14 protein-coding genes and 2 tRNA genes are annotated in these 17,518 nt (G+C 45.8%); 4 read left to right on the forward strand and 12 right to left on the reverse strand.

Annotation, left to right across the window (positions count from 1 at the left end; genetic code table 11):
- Positions 1-37: 37 nt before the first annotated feature.
- The 10 genes from infB to rlmE all read right to left on the reverse strand — a co-directional run bounded on the left by infB (position 38) and on the right by rlmE (position 10,714).
- Positions 38-2,734: a translation initiation factor IF-2 gene (infB, locus tag VOA_RS16215; protein WP_000195236.1), complete on the reverse strand. Its 2,697-nt coding sequence runs from the start codon at positions 2,732-2,734 to the stop codon at positions 38-40.
- A gap of 24 nt (positions 2,735-2,758) precedes the next feature.
- Entirely contained in the window at positions 2,759-4,246 is a 1,488-nt protein-coding gene (gene nusA / locus VOA_RS16210) for a transcription termination factor NusA (protein WP_000031607.1), read from the reverse strand.
- 18 nt (positions 4,247-4,264) lie between these two features.
- Positions 4,265-4,720, reverse strand: coding sequence for a ribosome maturation factor RimP (rimP, locus tag VOA_RS16205; protein WP_000147149.1), 456 nt, complete (start codon positions 4,718-4,720; stop codon positions 4,265-4,267).
- Between the two features lie 210 nt (positions 4,721-4,930).
- A tRNA-Met gene (locus VOA_RS16200) sits at positions 4,931-5,007 on the reverse strand.
- A gap of 53 nt (positions 5,008-5,060) precedes the next feature.
- Positions 5,061-5,144: transfer RNA gene (locus tag VOA_RS16195), tRNA-Leu, on the reverse strand.
- Between the two features lie 29 nt (positions 5,145-5,173).
- On the reverse strand, positions 5,174-5,506 hold the full coding sequence (secG, locus tag VOA_RS16190) for a preprotein translocase subunit SecG (RefSeq protein WP_000495556.1): 333 nt from the start codon (positions 5,504-5,506) through the stop codon (positions 5,174-5,176).
- A gap of 256 nt (positions 5,507-5,762) precedes the next feature.
- A complete protein-coding gene (gene glmM / locus VOA_RS16185) occupies positions 5,763-7,103 on the reverse strand; it encodes a phosphoglucosamine mutase (protein ID WP_001281057.1) in 1,341 nt (446 codons plus the stop codon).
- 25 nt (positions 7,104-7,128) lie between these two features.
- The gene (gene folP, locus VOA_RS16180) at positions 7,129-7,962 is read right to left on the reverse strand and encodes a dihydropteroate synthase (RefSeq protein WP_000704424.1); all 834 of its coding nucleotides are present in this window, start codon (positions 7,960-7,962) and stop codon (positions 7,129-7,131) included.
- A 69-nt stretch (positions 7,963-8,031) separates the two neighbouring features.
- Positions 8,032-9,975: an ATP-dependent zinc metalloprotease FtsH gene (gene ftsH / locus VOA_RS16175; protein ID WP_001107442.1), complete on the reverse strand. Its 1,944-nt coding sequence runs from the start codon at positions 9,973-9,975 to the stop codon at positions 8,032-8,034.
- A gap of 109 nt (positions 9,976-10,084) precedes the next feature.
- Positions 10,085-10,714, reverse strand: coding sequence for a 23S rRNA (uridine(2552)-2'-O)-methyltransferase RlmE (gene rlmE / locus VOA_RS16170; RefSeq protein WP_000043216.1), 630 nt, complete (start codon positions 10,712-10,714; stop codon positions 10,085-10,087).
- Positions 10,715-10,833: 119 nt separating this feature from the next.
- Here rlmE and yhbY point away from each other — a divergent pair, with 119 nt between their 5' ends.
- Positions 10,834-11,130 (forward strand): ribosome assembly RNA-binding protein YhbY, encoded by a 297-nt coding sequence (yhbY, locus tag VOA_RS16165; protein ID WP_001054291.1) that lies wholly within the window; start codon positions 10,834-10,836, stop codon positions 11,128-11,130.
- Positions 11,131-11,194: 64 nt separating this feature from the next.
- Here yhbY and greA read toward each other — a convergent pair whose 3' ends face one another.
- On the reverse strand, positions 11,195-11,668 hold the full coding sequence (greA, locus tag VOA_RS16160) for a transcription elongation factor GreA (RefSeq protein WP_009355723.1): 474 nt from the start codon (positions 11,666-11,668) through the stop codon (positions 11,195-11,197).
- Positions 11,669-12,221: 553 nt separating this feature from the next.
- Here greA and VOA_RS16155 point away from each other — a divergent pair.
- Both VOA_RS16155 and dacB read left to right on the forward strand, forming a co-directional pair.
- On the forward strand, positions 12,222-13,247 hold the full coding sequence (locus VOA_RS16155) for a porin (protein WP_009355724.1): 1,026 nt from the start codon (positions 12,222-12,224) through the stop codon (positions 13,245-13,247).
- Positions 13,248-13,345: 98 nt separating this feature from the next.
- Positions 13,346-14,791 carry a serine-type D-Ala-D-Ala carboxypeptidase gene (dacB, locus tag VOA_RS16150; RefSeq protein ID WP_000466277.1) on the forward strand — a complete coding sequence of 482 codons (1,446 nt, stop codon included), beginning with the start codon at positions 13,346-13,348 and terminating at the stop codon, positions 14,789-14,791.
- Positions 14,792-14,870: 79 nt separating this feature from the next.
- Here dacB and tyrS read toward each other — a convergent pair whose 3' ends face one another.
- Positions 14,871-16,058, reverse strand: coding sequence for a tyrosine--tRNA ligase (gene tyrS, locus VOA_RS16145; protein WP_000146481.1), 1,188 nt, complete (start codon positions 16,056-16,058; stop codon positions 14,871-14,873).
- Between the two features lie 130 nt (positions 16,059-16,188).
- Between tyrS and VOA_RS16140 the strand changes: the two genes are divergently transcribed.
- Positions 16,189-17,487 (forward strand): peptidoglycan DD-metalloendopeptidase family protein, encoded by a 1,299-nt coding sequence (locus VOA_RS16140; RefSeq protein ID WP_000949658.1) that lies wholly within the window; start codon positions 16,189-16,191, stop codon positions 17,485-17,487.
- Positions 17,488-17,518 lie beyond the last annotated feature (31 nt).

The raw sequence follows: 17,518 nt of genomic DNA on the forward strand, positions 1-17,518 counted from the left end.
CAACCTACATTGCCTTGATTAATGCAACAGTAGTTGATTAGTCGATAGTACGTTGGATTTCAATCGTTTCGAACACTTCGATCTGGTCACCGACGCGAACGTCGTTGTAGTTCTTAACGCCGATACCACACTCGTAACCATTCTTAACTTCTGCAACGTCATCTTTAAAGCGACGCAGAGATTCCAGTTCACCTTCGTAGATAACTACGTTATCACGCAGAACGCGGATCGGAGCATTACGCTTGATAACGCCTTCAGTAACCATACAGCCTGCAATCGCGCCCAGTTTTGGTGACTTAAATACGTCACGAACTTCCGCCAGACCGATGATCTCTTGTTTGAACTCAGGAGAAAGCATGCCGCTCATCGCCTGTTTCACTTCGTCGATCAATTGGTAAATGATTGAGTAGTAACGTAGATCGATGTTTTCAGCTTCAATGGTACGGCGAGCAGATGCATCAGCACGTACGTTAAAGCCTACCACGATAGCGTTAGAAGCCGCAGCCAACACCACATCCGTTTCTGTGATACCACCTACGCCAGAACCTACGATGTTCACTTTCACTTCTTCGGTAGAAAGTTTACGCAGAGAATCCGCAATCGCTTCTACAGAACCTTGTACGTCAGCTTTCAGTACAATGTTCAGCTCAGCCACATCGCCCGCAGTCATGTTAGAGAACATGTTCTCCAGTTTAGACTTCTGTTGACGCGCCAGTTTCACTTCGCGGAACTTACCAGCACGGTAGTTAGCCACTTCACGTGCTTTACGCTCATCACGTACTACGGTTGCTTCATCACCGGCAGCTGGAACACCAGACAGACCGAGGATTTCAACTGGGATCGATGGACCCGCTTCTTCAACTTCGTTACCGATTTCATCACGCATTGCACGAACGCGGCCATATTCTTGACCACACAGTACGATGTCACCCTTACGCAAGGTACCTGATTGAACCAGAACCGTCGCTACAGGACCACGGCCTTTATCCAGACGAGATTCGATCACCACGCCAGACGCCATACCTTGTTTCACCGCTTTCAGCTCAAGAACCTCAGCTTGTAGCAGGATAGCTTCTAGAAGACCTTCAATGTTTGTACCTTGTTTTGCAGAGATGTGAACAAACATGTTCTCACCGCCCCACTCTTCAGGCATAACGTTGTACTGCGCCAGTTCGTTTTTCACGTTATCTGGGTTAGCCGTGTCTTTATCGATCTTGTTTACTGCAACGATCAGTGGAACACCCGCCGCTTTTGCGTGTTGGATCGCTTCCACGGTTTGTGGCATTACGCCATCGTCCGCAGCCACAACCAGCACTACGATATCCGTTGCTTGCGCACCACGAGCACGCATTGCGGTAAACGCCGCGTGTCCAGGAGTATCTAGGAAGGTGATCATGCCGTTTGGAGTTTCAACGTGGTAGGCACCGATGTGCTGAGTAATACCACCCGCTTCACCAGAGGCAACGTGAGTACGACGAATGTAGTCCAGCGTAGAAGTCTTACCGTGGTCAACGTGACCCATGATGGTCACAACTGGCGCACGAGAAACTTCATCAAACTTGTCATCACGATCAGAAAGGATCGCTTCTTCCAGTTCGTTTTCTTTACGCAGTACCACTTTGTGACCCATTTCTTCTGCTACCAGTTGAGCAGTTTCTTGATCGATCACTTGGTTAATAGTCGCCATTGCGCCCATTTTCATCATCACTTTGATGACTTCAGTCGCTTTCACTGACATTTTTTGTGCCAGTTCAGAAACGATGATGGTTTCACCAACCACAACATCCGCTTTTGCTACTACAGCGGTTTTATCAAAACCGTGCTGCATAGACATTGGCTTGTTGATGCGGCCTTTACGACCCGCTTTGCCACCACGAGGGCGAGCGTCACGTTCTTGGTTGTCATCGCGAGAAGACATCTTTCTCTTATTCGCTTTTGTGGAGCGACGACGGGCACCTTCCTCGTGAAGGTCTGCCTCGTCTTCGGCTTCGCGTGCATATTGCGAAGTCGTTACATGATAATCTGTGTTTTCTTGCATATCACCTACAGTCTCTTTTTCAGCAGACCAACGCTCACCATTTTTTTCAGCCAATTCGCGTACTTTTTCAAGTTGACGGCGACTTTCCTCTTCGGCCTTACGTCTTGCTTCTTCTTCCTGGCGACGTTTTAGCGCCTCGGCTTCTTTGCGCGCTGTTTCTTGCTTCAATTTTTCTTCGTCAGAACGTGGTTGTGCAGCAGCTTGCGCTTCGCGCTTCGCCTTTTCTTCTGCAACACGTTTTGCCTCTGCTTCACGTTTTACTGCTTCTTCAGCTTCACGTTTGGCTTTTTCTTCAGCCGCACGTTTAGCCGCTTCTTCAGCGTCACGTTGTGCTTGCTCTTCTGCAGCACGCATTGCGGCTTCTTCCGCTTCACGTGCTGCATCATCGTCAACAGAACTGCGCTTAACATACGTACGTTTTTTGCGCACTTCAATCTGAACATTCTTACTTTTACCGCCACCTGCATTAACGCTCAGTGTGCTGCGGGTTTTACGCTGGAGTGTCAGACGCGTTGGCTCAGCGCCAGTCGCATCACCGTGCTCCTTACGTAAATGAGCAAGCAATTTCTGCTTCTCATCTTCAGATACATGATCTGCAACAGCCTTGTTCATTCCTGCATCAGCAAGTTGCTCTAATAAGCGGTCTACTGGTGTACCAATTTCTTCACTCAGTGCTTTAACGGTAGTTTGTGTCATGCCGCTTCCTCCCCTTGCTGAAAATTATGCGTCTTCACCAAACCAACAAATGTTACGAGCAGCCATAATGAGCTCACCCGCACGTTGTTCGGTCAGACCTTCAATACCTTCTAAATCATCCACACCTTGGTCAGCCAGATCTTCCAGTGTCGCAACACCTTTTGCCGCCAGTTTGAATGCCATTTCGCGTTCCAGTCCTGCTAGTGCAAGCAGATCTTCTGCTGGCTCAAGACCTTCGAACGATTCTTCTTTTGCCAGAGCAATCGTCGTCAGTGCTTCTTTTGCACGGCTACGCAGTTCTTCGGCTAGATCTTCGTCCATGCCATCAACATCAAGTAGCTCGTTCATTGGTACGTAAGCGATCTCTTCTAGCGTAGAGAAACCTTCTTCAACCAGAAGCTCAGCAAAGTCTTGCTCAATATCGAGGTACTTCATGAAGTTCTCGATAGATGCCATTGATTCTTCTTGGTGCTTCTTCTGCAGATCCGCAACCGTCATTACGTTCAGTTCCCAACCAGTCAGTTGAGAGGCAAGACGTACGTTCTGGCCGTTACGGCCGATCGCTTGCGCAAGGTTATCCGCCTCAACTGCGATATCCATTGAGTGTGTATCTTCATCCATAATGATTGAAGCGACATCAGCCGGAGCCATGGCGTTAATTACGAATTGCGCTGGGTTATCGTCCCACAGCACGATATCAATACGCTCACCACCGAGTTCACCCGAAACCGCTTGTACACGTGCACCACGCATACCCACACACGCACCCACAGGGTCAATACGCTTGTCGTTGGTTTTAACGGCGATCTTAGCACGAGAGCCAGGATCACGTGCTGCTGCTTTCAATTCAATCAGCTCTTCACCGATTTCAGGAACTTCAACACGGAACAATTCCGCCAACATTTCTGGTTTAGAACGAGTGATGAACAGTTGGAAGCCACGAGCTTCAGGAGCCACTTTGAACAGTAGACCACGTACGCGATCGCCTGGACGGAAGTTTTCACGTGGTAGTTGATCTTCACGCAGGATAACAGCTTCAGCGTTGTTACCCAGATCCAGAATCACTGTCTCACGGTTTACTTTCTTCACTACACCAGTAACCAACTCACCTTCGTTATCAATGAATTGCTCTACGATTTGCGCACGCTCAGCTTCACGTACTTTTTGTACGATCACTTGCTTAGCCGTTTGAGTGGTAATACGGTCGAAGGTGACAGATTCGATCTGATCTTCAATGTAGTCACCCATTTGCACTGATTCATCATCAAAACTTGCTGCTTCAAATGAGATTTCTTTGGTTGGATGCTCAACATTCTCAACCACTAACCAACGACGAAAAGTTTCAAATGCGCCAGTTTTACGATCGATCGCAACGCGAACATCGATCTCAATCTCATACTTCTTTTTAGTTGAAGTCGCTAACGCAGTTTCCAGCGCTTCAAAAATACGCTCACGAGGTACCGCTTTCTCGTTAGAAACCGCCTCAACTACCGCTAAAATTTCTTTACTCATTGTTCTAGCCTCAAAGACTTAAAATTTAGGGATCAGGTTAGCTTTTGAAATGTTGCTCAGAGCAAAATGCTCTTCTTGCCCATCAACCGTCACAGCAACAGTTTCACCCTCAATAGATTGAATGATACCTTTCCACTTGCGACGATTAGCAACAGCCATCTTCAAAACGATGCTGACCTCGTGACCAATAAACTGCTCGTAATGTGCTGGTTTAAAGAGTGGTCTTTCCAGACCAGGCGAAGACACTTCAAGGTTGTAAACGACCGAAATTGGGTCTTCAACATCCAAAACTGCACTCACTTGGCGACTCACTTCTGCGCAGTCTTCCACAGTGATACCGTTTTCGTGATCAATAAAGATACGTAGTGTGGAATGCTGCCCTGCACGGACGAACTCTAATCCAACCAACTCATAACCTGCAGCAACCACCGGAGCTTCAAGCATTTCAGTAAGTTGTCTTTCTAAACCAGTCATCTAAACCACTCCAGAAACAAAAAAAGGGCTTAGAGCCCAATTTAAATACCAAGCAAATATCTAAAATCCCCGAAAAAGGAAATTTAGATAATAAAAAACCCCGATTAAGTCGGGGTTTTTTATTGCTGGACCCTGATAAATTGAGAATCGCTTCTCAACTGCAGTGAGGTTAACACTGCCAAACTTGTCTCTCTAATCGTTAGGAGAGATTGGTTGCGGGGGCCGGATTTGAACCGACGACCTTCGGGTTATGAGCCCGACGAGCTACCAAGCTGCTCCACCCCGCGTCCGACTTGCGAGCATTATACGCTCAACAAAGTGATTTACAAGTTTGTAAATATGGTGCCGAGAGAGGGACTCGAACCCTCACACCTAAGGCGCTAGCACCTCATGCTAGTGTGTCTACCAATTTCACCATCTCGGCATAACTTGCACTATCTAAAACCAGATAGTTTATTGAGGGATCTCGTCGCTTTTAGCTGGAGCTTCACTCACTGTGTCACCAGTTTGCTGAATCACTTGACCTTGTGAAGGGTCAACCCATTGTGATTCGGTTTTGTGAGTTGACATATTGCCAAGCACAAGACTGATAACGAAAAATATTGTTGCAAAAATTGCAGTCATTCGGGTTAAGAAATTACCTGAGCCGCTAGCACCAAACACTGTGTTTGACGCGCCAGCACCGAATGAGGCTCCCATGTCTGCGCCTTTACCTTGTTGAATCAACACTAGGCCAATGATAGCAACCGCTGCCAACAGGTAAATCACAAGTAGAACTGTAAACATTACTTCCACCTATGTTCATATTTGTTGAGCTAGCGCCGTTCGCATCATTAGACTTGAACAAGGCCAGCGACCTTTCTCTCTGAAAGCGGACGCAATACTAACGAATGGTACTGAGGCTGACAAGAGGTATTTTCTAAAAAAAATAACTTTCCGATTTAATCGCTCAAAAAACTCGCACAACAACCGTTTTTCTAGAATTTCTACAATTCCTAGCGCGAAATCAAGCAACTAGGAATCGTAGAAATCAGTCGTCAAATTAGCAGTTATCTTTCACTGCTTGAGCAATTTTCAGTGCAGACTGCTTAACTAGCGCATCGTCTTCGCCTTCCACCATAACGCGAATCAGAGGTTCCGTACCCGATTTACGCAGCAATACACGGCCTTTCGAGCCTAACTCAGCTTCAACCTCAGCTACCGCTGCTTTCACCGCTTCCGCTTCAAGTGGATTATTCTCCCCCGCAAAACGAACATTTTCCAATACTTGCGGGTAAAGGGTCATACCTTTGGCTAACTCATGCAGAGTCATTTCACTATCAACGACAGAGGCAAGCACTTGTAGACCTGCGACAATCGCATCACCTGTGGTCACTTTATCAAGTAAAATGACGTGACCTGAGTTTTCCGCTCCAATCTTCCAGCCCTTTTCCTGCAGCTTTTCCATAACATAGCGATCCCCCACCGCGGCACGCGAAAAAGGAATACCAAGTTGTTTTAGGCCATTCTCCATGCCAAGGTTGGTCATCAATGTCCCAACAACGCCGCCTTTGAGTTCACCACGGCGCAATGCATCGCGCGCTATAATGTAGGCAATTTGATCACCATCGACTTTATTCCCCAAATGGTCAACCATTATGATGCGATCGCCGTCACCATCAAAAGCTAAGCCAAGATGTGCTTTTTCTTCAACAACGCGTTTTTGTAGTGCGCGGACATCGGTTGCCCCAACTTGATCATTAATGTTCAAACCATTAGGCTCAACCCCCATCGCAATCACATCTGCCCCTAGCTCGCGAAAGACATTTGGCGCGATGTGGTATGTAGCGCCATTCGCGCAATCCACCACCAGCTTCAAGCCAGACAAACTGAGTTTTGATGGGAAAGTGCTTTTACAAAACTCGATATAGCGACCCGCAGCGTCCACCATACGTGAGGCCTTACCAAGTTCTGCAGATTCAACGCATTCGATGTCTTTATCCAACTCAGCTTCAATCGCTAACTCAATTTCATCCGGCAGTTTGGTTCCCTCATAAGAGAAAAATTTGATGCCGTTATCGTAGTAAGGGTTGTGCGATGCAGAAATAACAATCCCAGCTTCCGCCCGGAATGTTTGGGTTAGATAAGCCACCGCAGGTGTTGGCATAGGTCCGGTAAATGTCGCTTTCAAACCCGCCGCCGCCAAACCAGCTTCCAAAGCGGACTCCAGCATATAGCCAGAAATACGAGTATCTTTACCAATGATGACTTTCTTTGTGCCTTGTTTTGCCAAAACACGTCCAGCCGCCCAGCCAAGCTTAAGTACAAAATCAGGTGTAATTGGGTACTGGCCAACCTTGCCTCGTACCCCATCAGTACCAAAATAACGTCTTTTATCAGACATTTGTGTTTCCTTTACATTATTGTTTTTACAAATTTTCGTATGTCAGTTGCACTATTTTTAGTGCATCTAGCGTTTGTTCTACATCATGTACCCGAATGATTTGCGCCCCTTTACTTGCTGCTAAAGTCGCACAAGCCACGCTCCCCGCTGCACACTCTGCTGGTTGTTTATTCAGTGTTTTGAAAATCATTGATTTACGCGACATTCCAGCCAGAACAGGCAATCCAAAACGATGAAACTGTTCTAAATGAGCGAGTAAATGATAATTGTGTTGAATCGATTTTCCAAAGCCAAAACCGGGATCCAAGATAATATTCTCACGCTTAATACCGGCGGCCTCACATGCGGCAATACGTTCCGCTAAAAACTGGCAAACCTCTTCAACCACATTGTCGTATTGAGGAGCCATTTGCATGGTACGTGGTTGTCCTTGCATATGCATAATACAGACGGGAACCTGAGCCTGAGCTGCAACTTCTAGAGCTCCAGGCTCTTGCAAAGCTCGCACATCATTAATCAGATCCGCCCCCGCTACAATCGCTTGGCGCATCACTTCGGTTTTGCTGGTATCAATGGAAATCCATACCTGAGTATTTTGTTGACGAATTGCGGTGATTAATGGAATCACACGTTGTAATTCCTCTTCTAAGCTTACATCCGGAGCTCCAGGCCGAGTCGATTCGCCACCGATATCAATGATCGCGACACCAGCATCGCTCATCTGTTGCGCCCTCATGAGTGCTTTATCCAGCTCAATGTAGCTTCCTCCATCAGAGAAAGAGTCTGGTGTGGTGTTTAAAATCCCCATAACAACGGGAGAGTTTAAATTGAGTTGCTTATTGGCATAACTGATTTTCATCGTTTTAAAATTAGCTCCCTTGCAAACACAAAACCCCGAACAAGTCGGGGTTTAGAGTTAAAAGTGACGTTATTCTGCGTCTTTTTTCTCACTTGGCGGCGCAACATCATCATCAGCGACTAAATCAGAGGCGGGTTCGACTTTCACTTCAGGTTCGACCGCTTTCGCTTCTGGTTGTGCTTTGGTTTGATCCGCCCAACCTGCAGGCTCACGAATGACTGGCTTACGCGCCATTAAGTCATCAATTTGACCTGCATCGATCGTTTCATATTTCATCAAGGCATCTTTCATCGCATGCATGATATCCATATTATCGATGATGATTTGACGAGCTCGTTCGTAGTTGCGATCAATAAGTTGGCGGACTTCATCGTCAATCAACTTCGCAGTGTCATCAGACATGTGCTTCGTCTGTGTCACACTGCGTCCAAGGAATACTTCACCTTCGTCTTCTGCATATAGCATAGGACCCAATTTCTCAGAAAAGCCCCATTGGGTCACCATCTTACGAGCAATCTCCGTTGCGCGCTCAATATCGTTTGATGCGCCTGTTGAAACTTTCTCTTTGCCGTAAATCAACTCTTCAGCCAGGCGACCACCGTACAAGCTAGAGATCATCGATTCCAGATGCTGCTTGGACATGCTAACGCGATCTTGCTCAGGCAGATACATAGTGACGCCCAAAGCACGTCCACGAGGAATGATCGAAACCTTATACACAGGATCATGCTCAGGCACTAAGCGCCCCACCACCGCATGACCCGCTTCATGGTAAGCCGTGGACTCTTTGATCTCTTCCGACATTACCATTGAACGGCGCTCTGCCCCCATCATGATCTTGTCTTTTGCTAGTTCAAACTCAACCATAGAAACGTTGCGTTTGTTACCACGAGCAGCGAACAAAGCAGCTTCGTTAACTAGGTTAGCCAAATCCGCCCCCGAGAATCCAGGAGTACCGCGAGCAATCAATGAAGGCTCAACATCTCCTGCCAAAGGCACTTTACGCATATGTACTTTTAGGATCTGCTCACGGCCGCGAACGTCAGGTAATCCAACCACAACTTGGCGGTCAAAACGTCCCGGACGCAGCAGTGCTGGATCAAGTACATCGGGACGGTTAGTTGCTGCGATGACAATAATGCCTTCATTGCCTTCAAAACCATCCATCTCAACCAGCATTTGGTTTAGGGTTTGCTCACGCTCATCGTGCCCCCCACCAACACCCGCGCCACGTTGGCGACCCACAGCATCAATTTCATCAATGAAAATAATGCATGGAGAAGCTTTCTTCGCTTGTTCAAACATGTCACGCACGCGAGATGCACCGACACCAACGAACATCTCTACGAAATCAGAGCCAGAAATAGTAAAGAAAGGAACTTTCGCTTCACCTGCAATGGCTTTTGCTAGCAGTGTTTTACCCGTACCAGGAGGCCCCACCATTAAAACACCCGTTGGGATCTTACCGCCCAACTTTTGGAAACGGCTAGGATCGCGCAGGTAATCCACCAGTTCTTTCACATCTTCTTTGGCTTCATCACAACCCGCTACATCGCTGAAGGTGGTTTTTATCTGGTCTTCGCTCATCATGCGTGCTTTGCTCTTACCAAATGACATGGCACCTTTGCCACCGCCACCTTGCATCTGACGCATGAAGAAAATCCAAACCCCAATCAGCAGAATCATTGGGAACCAAGAGATGAAAATAGTACCAAGCAAGCTTTGCTCTTCTGGAGGCGTACCTTGCACTTTAACATCTTGGTTAATCAAGTCATCGAGGAGCTTTTGATCATAAACCGGCATGTAAGTTACATAACGACTGCTCCCTCCACGACGCATGAAAGTAATTTCACCGTTGTTGAATTGAGCTTCCTGAATCTGGCCTTGACCAACTTCTTTTACAAATGTGGTGTAATCAACCGCTTTACCGTTGTTTTCCCCAGGGCCGAAACTCTGGAATACAGACATTAAAACGACAGCAATCACAAGCCACAGAATTAAATTTTTTGCCATGTCACTCAAGGTGTAAGCCTCTCGATAACTAATTGTAATTAAAAGGTAGGGTACTACAGTTTATAGCTAGCGGCTATAGGTTCGACTTGAGCACCAAATGGTGAAATAGTTAACCTTTGTAACCAGTCGCTACGATAAAAACTTCGCGTGAACGTGATCGAGATGAGTCCGGTTTACGAATTTTGACCGCTTTAAACAGGTCTCTGACCGCTTTGACATAATCATCAAAGCCTTCTCCTTGAAACACTTTCACCACAAAACTACCATTCGGAGCCAGAACTTGTCGACACATATCCAATGCCAATTCGACAAGGTACATAGCCCGAGGTTGGTCAACCGATAGGTTCCCCGCCATATTCGGTGCCATATCAGACATCACCACATCCACCATCTCTGGTTGAATACGTTCCAGTAATGCATTCAATACGGCTTCTTCACGGAAATCACCTTGCAAGAAAGAAACACCGGCAATGGATTCCATCGGTAAAAGATCACAAGCGATTACTCGACCACTGTCACCCACGACTTTCGCAGCAAACTGTGACCATCCACCCGGTGCAGCACCTAGATCGACCACAGTCATACCTGCTTTTAGTAGTTTGTCTTTATTTTGGATCTCTTCTATTTTGAAGATAGCACGAGAACGAAAGCCTTTCTTCCTAGCTTCGTTAGCATATTTGTCGTCAAAATGCTCTTTTAACCAGCGAGTTGAACTCGCCGAGTGTTTCTGTTTACTCATTTTGTTCCTAACTAAGTCACCGCTATCCAAGAAAGTCTGGTAGAAAATATAGTCTTCTAGAATAGATGGCGTTAAAATGACGGTTTTCAACCCTAATATTAAATAAATTTGGCCGCGTAATGAACCTAAGCAACAAACAAAAGCAGCATCTGAAAGGCTTGGCACACAACTTAAAACCTGTTGTGTTAATGGGCGCAAACGGATTAACAGAAGCTGTGCTGGCGGAAATCGAAATTGCGCTCGATCACCACGAACTGATTAAAGTGAAAGTCGTTTCGGAAGATCGTGAAACTAAGCAATTGATCGTTGACGCAATTGTTCGCGAAACTGGTGCCGAAAAAGTACAGGTAATCGGTAAAGTTCTCGTACTTTATCGCCAGTCTCAGCAACGCAAAATCGAATTGCCGCGCAAATAATCAGCCATTGGATGAACAAAAAAGGTCGCATCAGCGACCTTTTTTACTTTTTGAATTGCCTAACTTATAGGTATTCAACACGATCGATTTCGAAGTCTTTATTGCCACCAGGGGTCGCAATAGCAACTTCATCACCTTCAAGTTTACCGATCAAACCACGTGCAATTGGAGAGTTAACCGAAATACGCCCTGATTTGATATCCGCCTCATCATCACCCACGATTTGGTACGTTTTCTCCTCATCAGTATTGACATCAATAACCGTCACTGTCGCACCAAAAATCACTTTGCCGTTGTTTTCCATCGTAGTGACATCAATCACCTGAGCTACAGACAATTTGTATTCAATGTCACGAATTTGAGCTTCACAAATCCCTTGTTCTTCTCGAGCGGCGTGGTATTCCGCGTTTTCTTTAAGATCACCGAGTTCGCGAGCTTCAGCAATCGCTTCTGTGATTTTGGGTCTGAGCTTTAACAGTCTGTCGAGCTCTTCACGCAGGAGTTTCTCTCCTCGCGCTGTCATTGGAACTTTTTCCATCATTTACCTCTGCGCCAAAGTTTTCTTTGGACAATAAAAAGTTTCCCAACATCCTAAATCGGGTTGGGTTAGTGTTGAACCATTTGGATTAAGCAAAAGTGTAAACAAAGTTAAGTGCTAAATCACCCAAATTCAATATTTGCGAGACGAATTTACTCAAAATCCGATTTCCACTTTTTATATGTGATCTTTAGCACAATTAGAACGAACAAAACTCACTCAATTACGATAAAAAAAAATAAAAAAAACCATCTAACCCTCAAAGCTGACCAGCACTTAAAATCAACAAAAACACTTTAAAAACAATAATTTGATAATTTTTTACCAGAAATAAAACAGTGTTCATAAGCCTGATTTATATCATTTTACTAACTCATCTCGGAACTTTAGGAGTACAAAAAGAGCCACGAAAATGGCTGAACCATCAACTTTCTTGTGCTTTATGGTTTCGACACACCAATAACAAATGAAGCTTGATGCATCATCTATTTCGATTGACGTGACTTTACGTCGTACAAAATCAATTTATGGACAATAAATTAGGACTTATAAGATGAACAAGACTCTGATTGCTCTTGCTGTATCAGCCGCTGCAGTGGCTACTGGTGCTTACGCTGACGGAATTAACCAAAGCAGTGACAAAGCAGGTTCAACTGTTTACAGCGCGAAAGGTACTTCTCTAGAGATCGGTGGTCGTGCTGAAGCACGTCTGTCTATGAAAGATGGCAAAGCACAAGACAACTCTCGTGTGCGTCTAAACCTGCTAGGTAAAGCAGAAATCAACGACAGCCTGTACGGCGTAGGTTTCTACGAAGGTGAATTCACTACTGCTGATAATACTGGCGGTTCAGAGCTAGACAACCGTTACACCTACGCGGGTATCGGTGGTACATACGGTGAAGTAACTTACGGTAAAAATGATGGCGCTCTGGGCGTAATCACTGACTTCACTGATATCATGTCTTACCACGGTAACACAGCCGCAGACAAAATTGCTGTGGCTGACCGCACGGACAACATGCTGGCATACAAAGGCCAATTTGGTGACTTAGGCGTAAAAGCAAGCTACCGCTTTGCTGACCGCGTAGACAGCACAACTAATCCAGGTGAATACGCAGACAACGGTAAAGATGGTTACTCTCTGTCTGCAATCTATGCTTTCGGTGACACTGGCTTCAATGTTGGCGCGGGTTACGCAGATCAAGACGAACAAAACGAATACATGCTGGCAGCTTCTTACCGCATGGAAAACCTGTACTTCGCAGGTCTGTTCACTGACGGCGAAAAAGCAGCAACTAACGGTGATTACACTGGTTACGAGCTAGCGGCAGCATACAAACTGGGTCAAGCAGCGTTTACGACTACGTACAACAACGCAGAGACTAACAGCGAAACTTCAGCAAATAACGTTGCTATCGACGCGACTTACTACTTCAAGCCTAACTTCCGCACTTACATCTCTTACAACTTCAACCTGATTGATTCTGGTGATTCAATTGGTGTAGTTGGTGGCAAATCTGTTGCTACTAAGATTTATGCAGAAGACGAACTGGCTATCGGTCTACGTTACGACTTCTAATTGTTGACTTAATGTCACACGCCAAACGCCTGCTGACTAGCAGGCGTTTTTCTATCTGGCTATACTTCAGCAATCATCTGTTCTGGAAGTTTTTGGCTATGTTTTTTTCAATTTCGCCGCGCAGGCTCCTGCTCTTAAGTGCATTTCTCTTTCATCCAATCGCCAATGCGCAAACTCAGTTGGATTCAGCCACCAGTAAACTCCCAGCAGGATCACGCTTTGCGTTATTGATTGAAGATGTCGCTTCACAGCAGCCGGTGCTCAATGTGAATACGCATCTTTATTATCCCCCCGCTAGCACACAAAAAATTTTCACGGCGCTCGCGGCTAAACTCGAATTGGGTGATGATTTTCGCTTCCGAACGGAATTAACCCGCTCAGGGCCTGATTGGGCCATTCGCTTTTCTGGTGATCCAACTCTAACCACTGCCGATTTAACCTCTCTCCTCAAAGAACTAAAATCACAAACGGGAGGGAAAATCGAGGGAGATTTGTGGCTAGATAACAGCATATTTAGCGGCTATGAACGAGCTGTAGGTTGGCCTTGGGACATTCTCGGCGTCTGCTACAGTGCCCCCGCTAGTGCCATCAATTTGGATGGAAACTGCATCCAAGCCTCTATTTATACTGAACCGCAAGGAAAAACCCGCGTTTACGTACCCGAACAATACCCAGTGCATGTTCAATCTCAAGCGATTAGTGTCAGTAAAAGTGAGCAAGAAAGCCTACTGTGCGATTTGGAGCTCACTGCTAACGCAGAAAATCACTATAAATTGGATGGCTGTCTGATGCATCGTGATAAGCCCCTCCCCTTAAAATTCGCGGTTCAAGATACAGGGTTATACGTCCAGCGCATCCTCTATCGTCTACTCGCTCAACTGAATATTGAGATCAAAGGTGAAATCAAGTTGGGTAAAGCCGCTTTTAAACAACCTCAAAAAGTCGCTTATCACCAATCTGAACCTCTGCCTGTTCTACTTAAAACCATGCTGCAGGAGTCGGATAACCTGATTGCAGATACTCTAACGAAAACGTTAGGACACTATTTTTACTTACAGCCGGGCAGCTTTGCTAATGGCACACAAGCGATTAAGCAGATTTTTTATTCCAGAACAGGAATTTCATTAGAAGATGCTCAGTTGGCTGACGGCTCTGGTCTTTCACGCAATAACCAAATTCGTCCTCAAGTGATGATCGATACATTACGCTATCTTTACCAGCATGATACTCAGCTGGGTTTGATAGCGATGCTGCCTTCCGCGGGAGAATCCGGTACGCTGCAATATCGACGCAGTATGCGTACTCCACAAGTGAGTGGCAAAATAAAAGCGAAAAGTGGCTCGCTCTATGGCACTTATAATATGGCAGGCTTTGTGATGGATGAAAATCAGCGTCCAAAGACGCTTTTCGTTCAGTTTGTCACCGACTATTTCCCATCAAAAACCAGCACAAACGTTGCCGTCGAGCCGCCGATCATTCAATTTGAGACTCAGTTTTATCAAGAACTCATTCAGTTTAATCACTTAGCGACTAAACCGAATTAACCGTAAACTGCGGTTAATCCAAACCTGAAAGATAAAAAAGCGCCATTAGGCGCTTTTTTATCTAAGATGGCGACTCGAATTATTTAATCGTCACTCGTGCAAATTTACGTTTACCGACTTGATAAACAGATGTGCCACAAGCAGGTACGAGTTTCGCATCCTCCAACTTCTCTCCATCCAGTTTCACCGCACCTTGTTTAATCATGCGCAGTGCATCCGAAGTCGATCCCACTAATCCTGCATCTTTCAACAGATTTGAAATCGCAATACCGGTAGCAAATTCAAACTCCGGCATTTCCTCTGGCATTGCGCCTTTTTGAAAGCGGTTGATGAACTCTTGTTCTGCGGCATCCGCATCCGATTCACTATGGAAACGAGCAATGATCTCTTTTGCTAACAAGATTTTGATGTCACGAGGGTTTGTGCCATTTTTCACATCAGCTTTGAACTGAGCAATTTGCTCTAATGGGCGGAAAGAGAGCAGCTCGTAGTAGCTCCACATCAAATCATCAGAGATCGACATGATCTTGCCAAACATTTCGCTTGGCGCTTCACTCACCCCAATGTAGTTGTGCGCTGATTTGGACATTTTCTTCTCGCCATCCAATCCCACCAGCAGCGGCATCATCAATACGACTTGTGGTTTTTGACCATTGGATTTTTGTAGTTCACGCCCCATCAGCAAGTTGAACTTCTGGTCAGTACCGCCGAGCTCAACGTCCGTCTCCATCGCAACAGAGTCGTAACCTTGCAGTAGAGGGTACATAAACTCGTGAATCGCAATCGGCTGACCATTGTTGTAACGCTTTTTAAAGTCATCACGTTCTAACATACGAGCAACGGTCTGGTTTGACGCCAAACGGATCATACCTTCTGCACCCAGTTGTGATAACCACTCTGAGTTAAATTGGATCTTGGTTTTTGCCGGATCGAGGATCTTAAACACTTGCTGTTTATAGGTTTCCGCATTGCGCAACACATCTTCACGAGTCAAAGGTGGGCGCGTGGTGTTTTTTCCTGTTGGATCGCCGACCATACCGGTAAAGTCACCAATCAAAAATGTCACGTCATGACCTAAATCCTGGAAAGTACGAAGCTTATTGAGGATTACTGTGTGGCCTAAATGGATATCCGGAGCCGTTGGATCTGCACCCAACTTAATTCTCAGTGGACGGTTTTCTTTGAGCTTCGCGATCAACTCTTCTTCTGGGATCAGCTCTTCAACACCACGTTTAATCTCAGCTAAAGCGGCTTCAATACTCGCCATTCTTGTTCACTCCCACAGATTTGGCAAAAATTTGATAGTGGAACATATTACTTGAATAGCGATGCATTTTGAAACCAGTTAGACTACCCGACAGCGATTTTGTTAATAATTAAATGAATTTGAACTGAATATGCTTTCACTTTTCACTCGTCTTCCGTGGCTGCACCGTGTGTTGATCACCATTTTTAGTGCCGTCATTGCCTTCGCCGTTTTTTTTCTTCCTAATACTGAAACATTACGTAAACCCGATTCTCAATTAGAACTTGGCCGCCATTACTCTGTGCCTCTTGATAATACGCTTTTGACTACCAACGAGGATGGGCAAGTCTCTAGCCCCCTGCTGCGCTGGGAAACCTATAAAGTCGCTAATGGCGAAAGTGCGGCGGTGCTCTTTCAACGAGCCGGACTCTCATCGCGAGTGCTGTATGAACTGACCTCAAGTAACAGTGACATTAATAGCCAACTTTCAAAGTTGATGCCTAAAGATGAATTAAAATTTGGTTTTGATGAAAAAAATCAATTAGTTCAACTCAAGCGTACCATTAGCCCTTATGAAACCTTTGTGGTGACCCGTTCAGATTCTGGTTTTACCTCTGAATTTGATAAGAAAGATGTGGTTTACCAACTGAACTATGCAGAAGCTAAAATCACATCTAGCTTCTGGAATGCGGGCATGGCGGCTGGGTTAAGCGCCAACCAAATCATGGAGCTTGCAGGTCTATTTGGTTGGGATATCGACTTTGCACTTGATATTCGAGAAGGCGACCAATTCAAACTGCTTTACCAAGAAAAGTTGGTGGAAGGTACTGTCATTGGACGAGGTAACATCATCGCGGCAACCTTCTCCAACCAAGGTTCAACCTTTACGGCGATTTTAGATGACAATACGGGCAATTATTACGATGAGAATGGTCGAGCAATGAAAAAAGCCTTTTTGCGCTCTCCTCTCGATTTCCGCCGTGTATCTTCTAACTTTAACCCTCGTCGCCTCCATCCGGTCACGGGGCAAGTTAAAGCGCACCGAGGTACTGACTACGCAGCCCCTGTGGGTACACCAATCTGGGCAGCAGGTGATGGTGTGGTTGAAAAATCAAGCTACAACCAATTTAACGGCAATTATGTCTATATTCGTCACAGTAATACTTACATTACCAAGTACCTGCACTTACAGCGCCGACTGGTAAAAACAGGCCAGCGAGTCAAGCAAGGGCAAAGCATTGGAACGCTAGGTGGCACAGGGCGGGTTACTGGACCGCATTTGCACTACGAATTTTTGGTGAATGGCGTACACAAAAACCCTCGCACTGTTGAATTGCCACAAGCGCAATCATTGAGTGGTAAAGCCAAAGAAACCTTTATTACTAACGCCAAACAACGCATGGCGAAACTGGATCGTTACAGTCAACTGCTGTATGCCAACCAGCAATAACGCTTTTCAATGACCCTAAAAATAAGGCCAG

Source organism: Vibrio sp. RC586 (assembly GCF_000176715.1).
Taxonomy (GTDB): Bacteria; Pseudomonadota; Gammaproteobacteria; order Enterobacterales; family Vibrionaceae; genus Vibrio.

Coding starts and splice junctions, on each gene's coding strand:
- infB (WP_000195236.1), bottom strand. CDS start 2,734: ATGACACAAACTACCGTTAAAGCACTGAGTGAAGAAATTGGTACACCA.
- nusA (WP_000031607.1), bottom strand. CDS start 4,246: ATGAGTAAAGAAATTTTAGCGGTAGTTGAGGCGGTTTCTAACGAGAAA.
- rimP (WP_000147149.1), bottom strand. CDS start 4,720: ATGACTGGTTTAGAAAGACAACTTACTGAAATGCTTGAAGCTCCGGTG.
- secG (WP_000495556.1), bottom strand. CDS start 5,506: ATGTTTACAGTTCTACTTGTGATTTACCTGTTGGCAGCGGTTGCTATC.
- glmM (WP_001281057.1), bottom strand. CDS start 7,103: ATGTCTGATAAAAGACGTTATTTTGGTACTGATGGGGTACGAGGCAAG.
- folP (WP_000704424.1), bottom strand. CDS start 7,962: ATGAAAATCAGTTATGCCAATAAGCAACTCAATTTAAACTCTCCCGTT.
- ftsH (WP_001107442.1), bottom strand. CDS start 9,975: ATGGCAAAAAATTTAATTCTGTGGCTTGTGATTGCTGTCGTTTTAATG.
- rlmE (WP_000043216.1), bottom strand. CDS start 10,714: ATGAGTAAACAGAAACACTCGGCGAGTTCAACTCGCTGGTTAAAAGAG.
- yhbY (WP_001054291.1), top strand. CDS start 10,834: ATGAACCTAAGCAACAAACAAAAGCAGCATCTGAAAGGCTTGGCACAC.
- greA (WP_009355723.1), bottom strand. CDS start 11,668: ATGGAAAAAGTTCCAATGACAGCGCGAGGAGAGAAACTCCTGCGTGAA.
- VOA_RS16155 (WP_009355724.1), top strand. CDS start 12,222: ATGAACAAGACTCTGATTGCTCTTGCTGTATCAGCCGCTGCAGTGGCT.
- dacB (WP_000466277.1), top strand. CDS start 13,346: ATGTTTTTTTCAATTTCGCCGCGCAGGCTCCTGCTCTTAAGTGCATTT.
- tyrS (WP_000146481.1), bottom strand. CDS start 16,058: ATGGCGAGTATTGAAGCCGCTTTAGCTGAGATTAAACGTGGTGTTGAA.
- VOA_RS16140 (WP_000949658.1), top strand. CDS start 16,189: ATGCTTTCACTTTTCACTCGTCTTCCGTGGCTGCACCGTGTGTTGATC.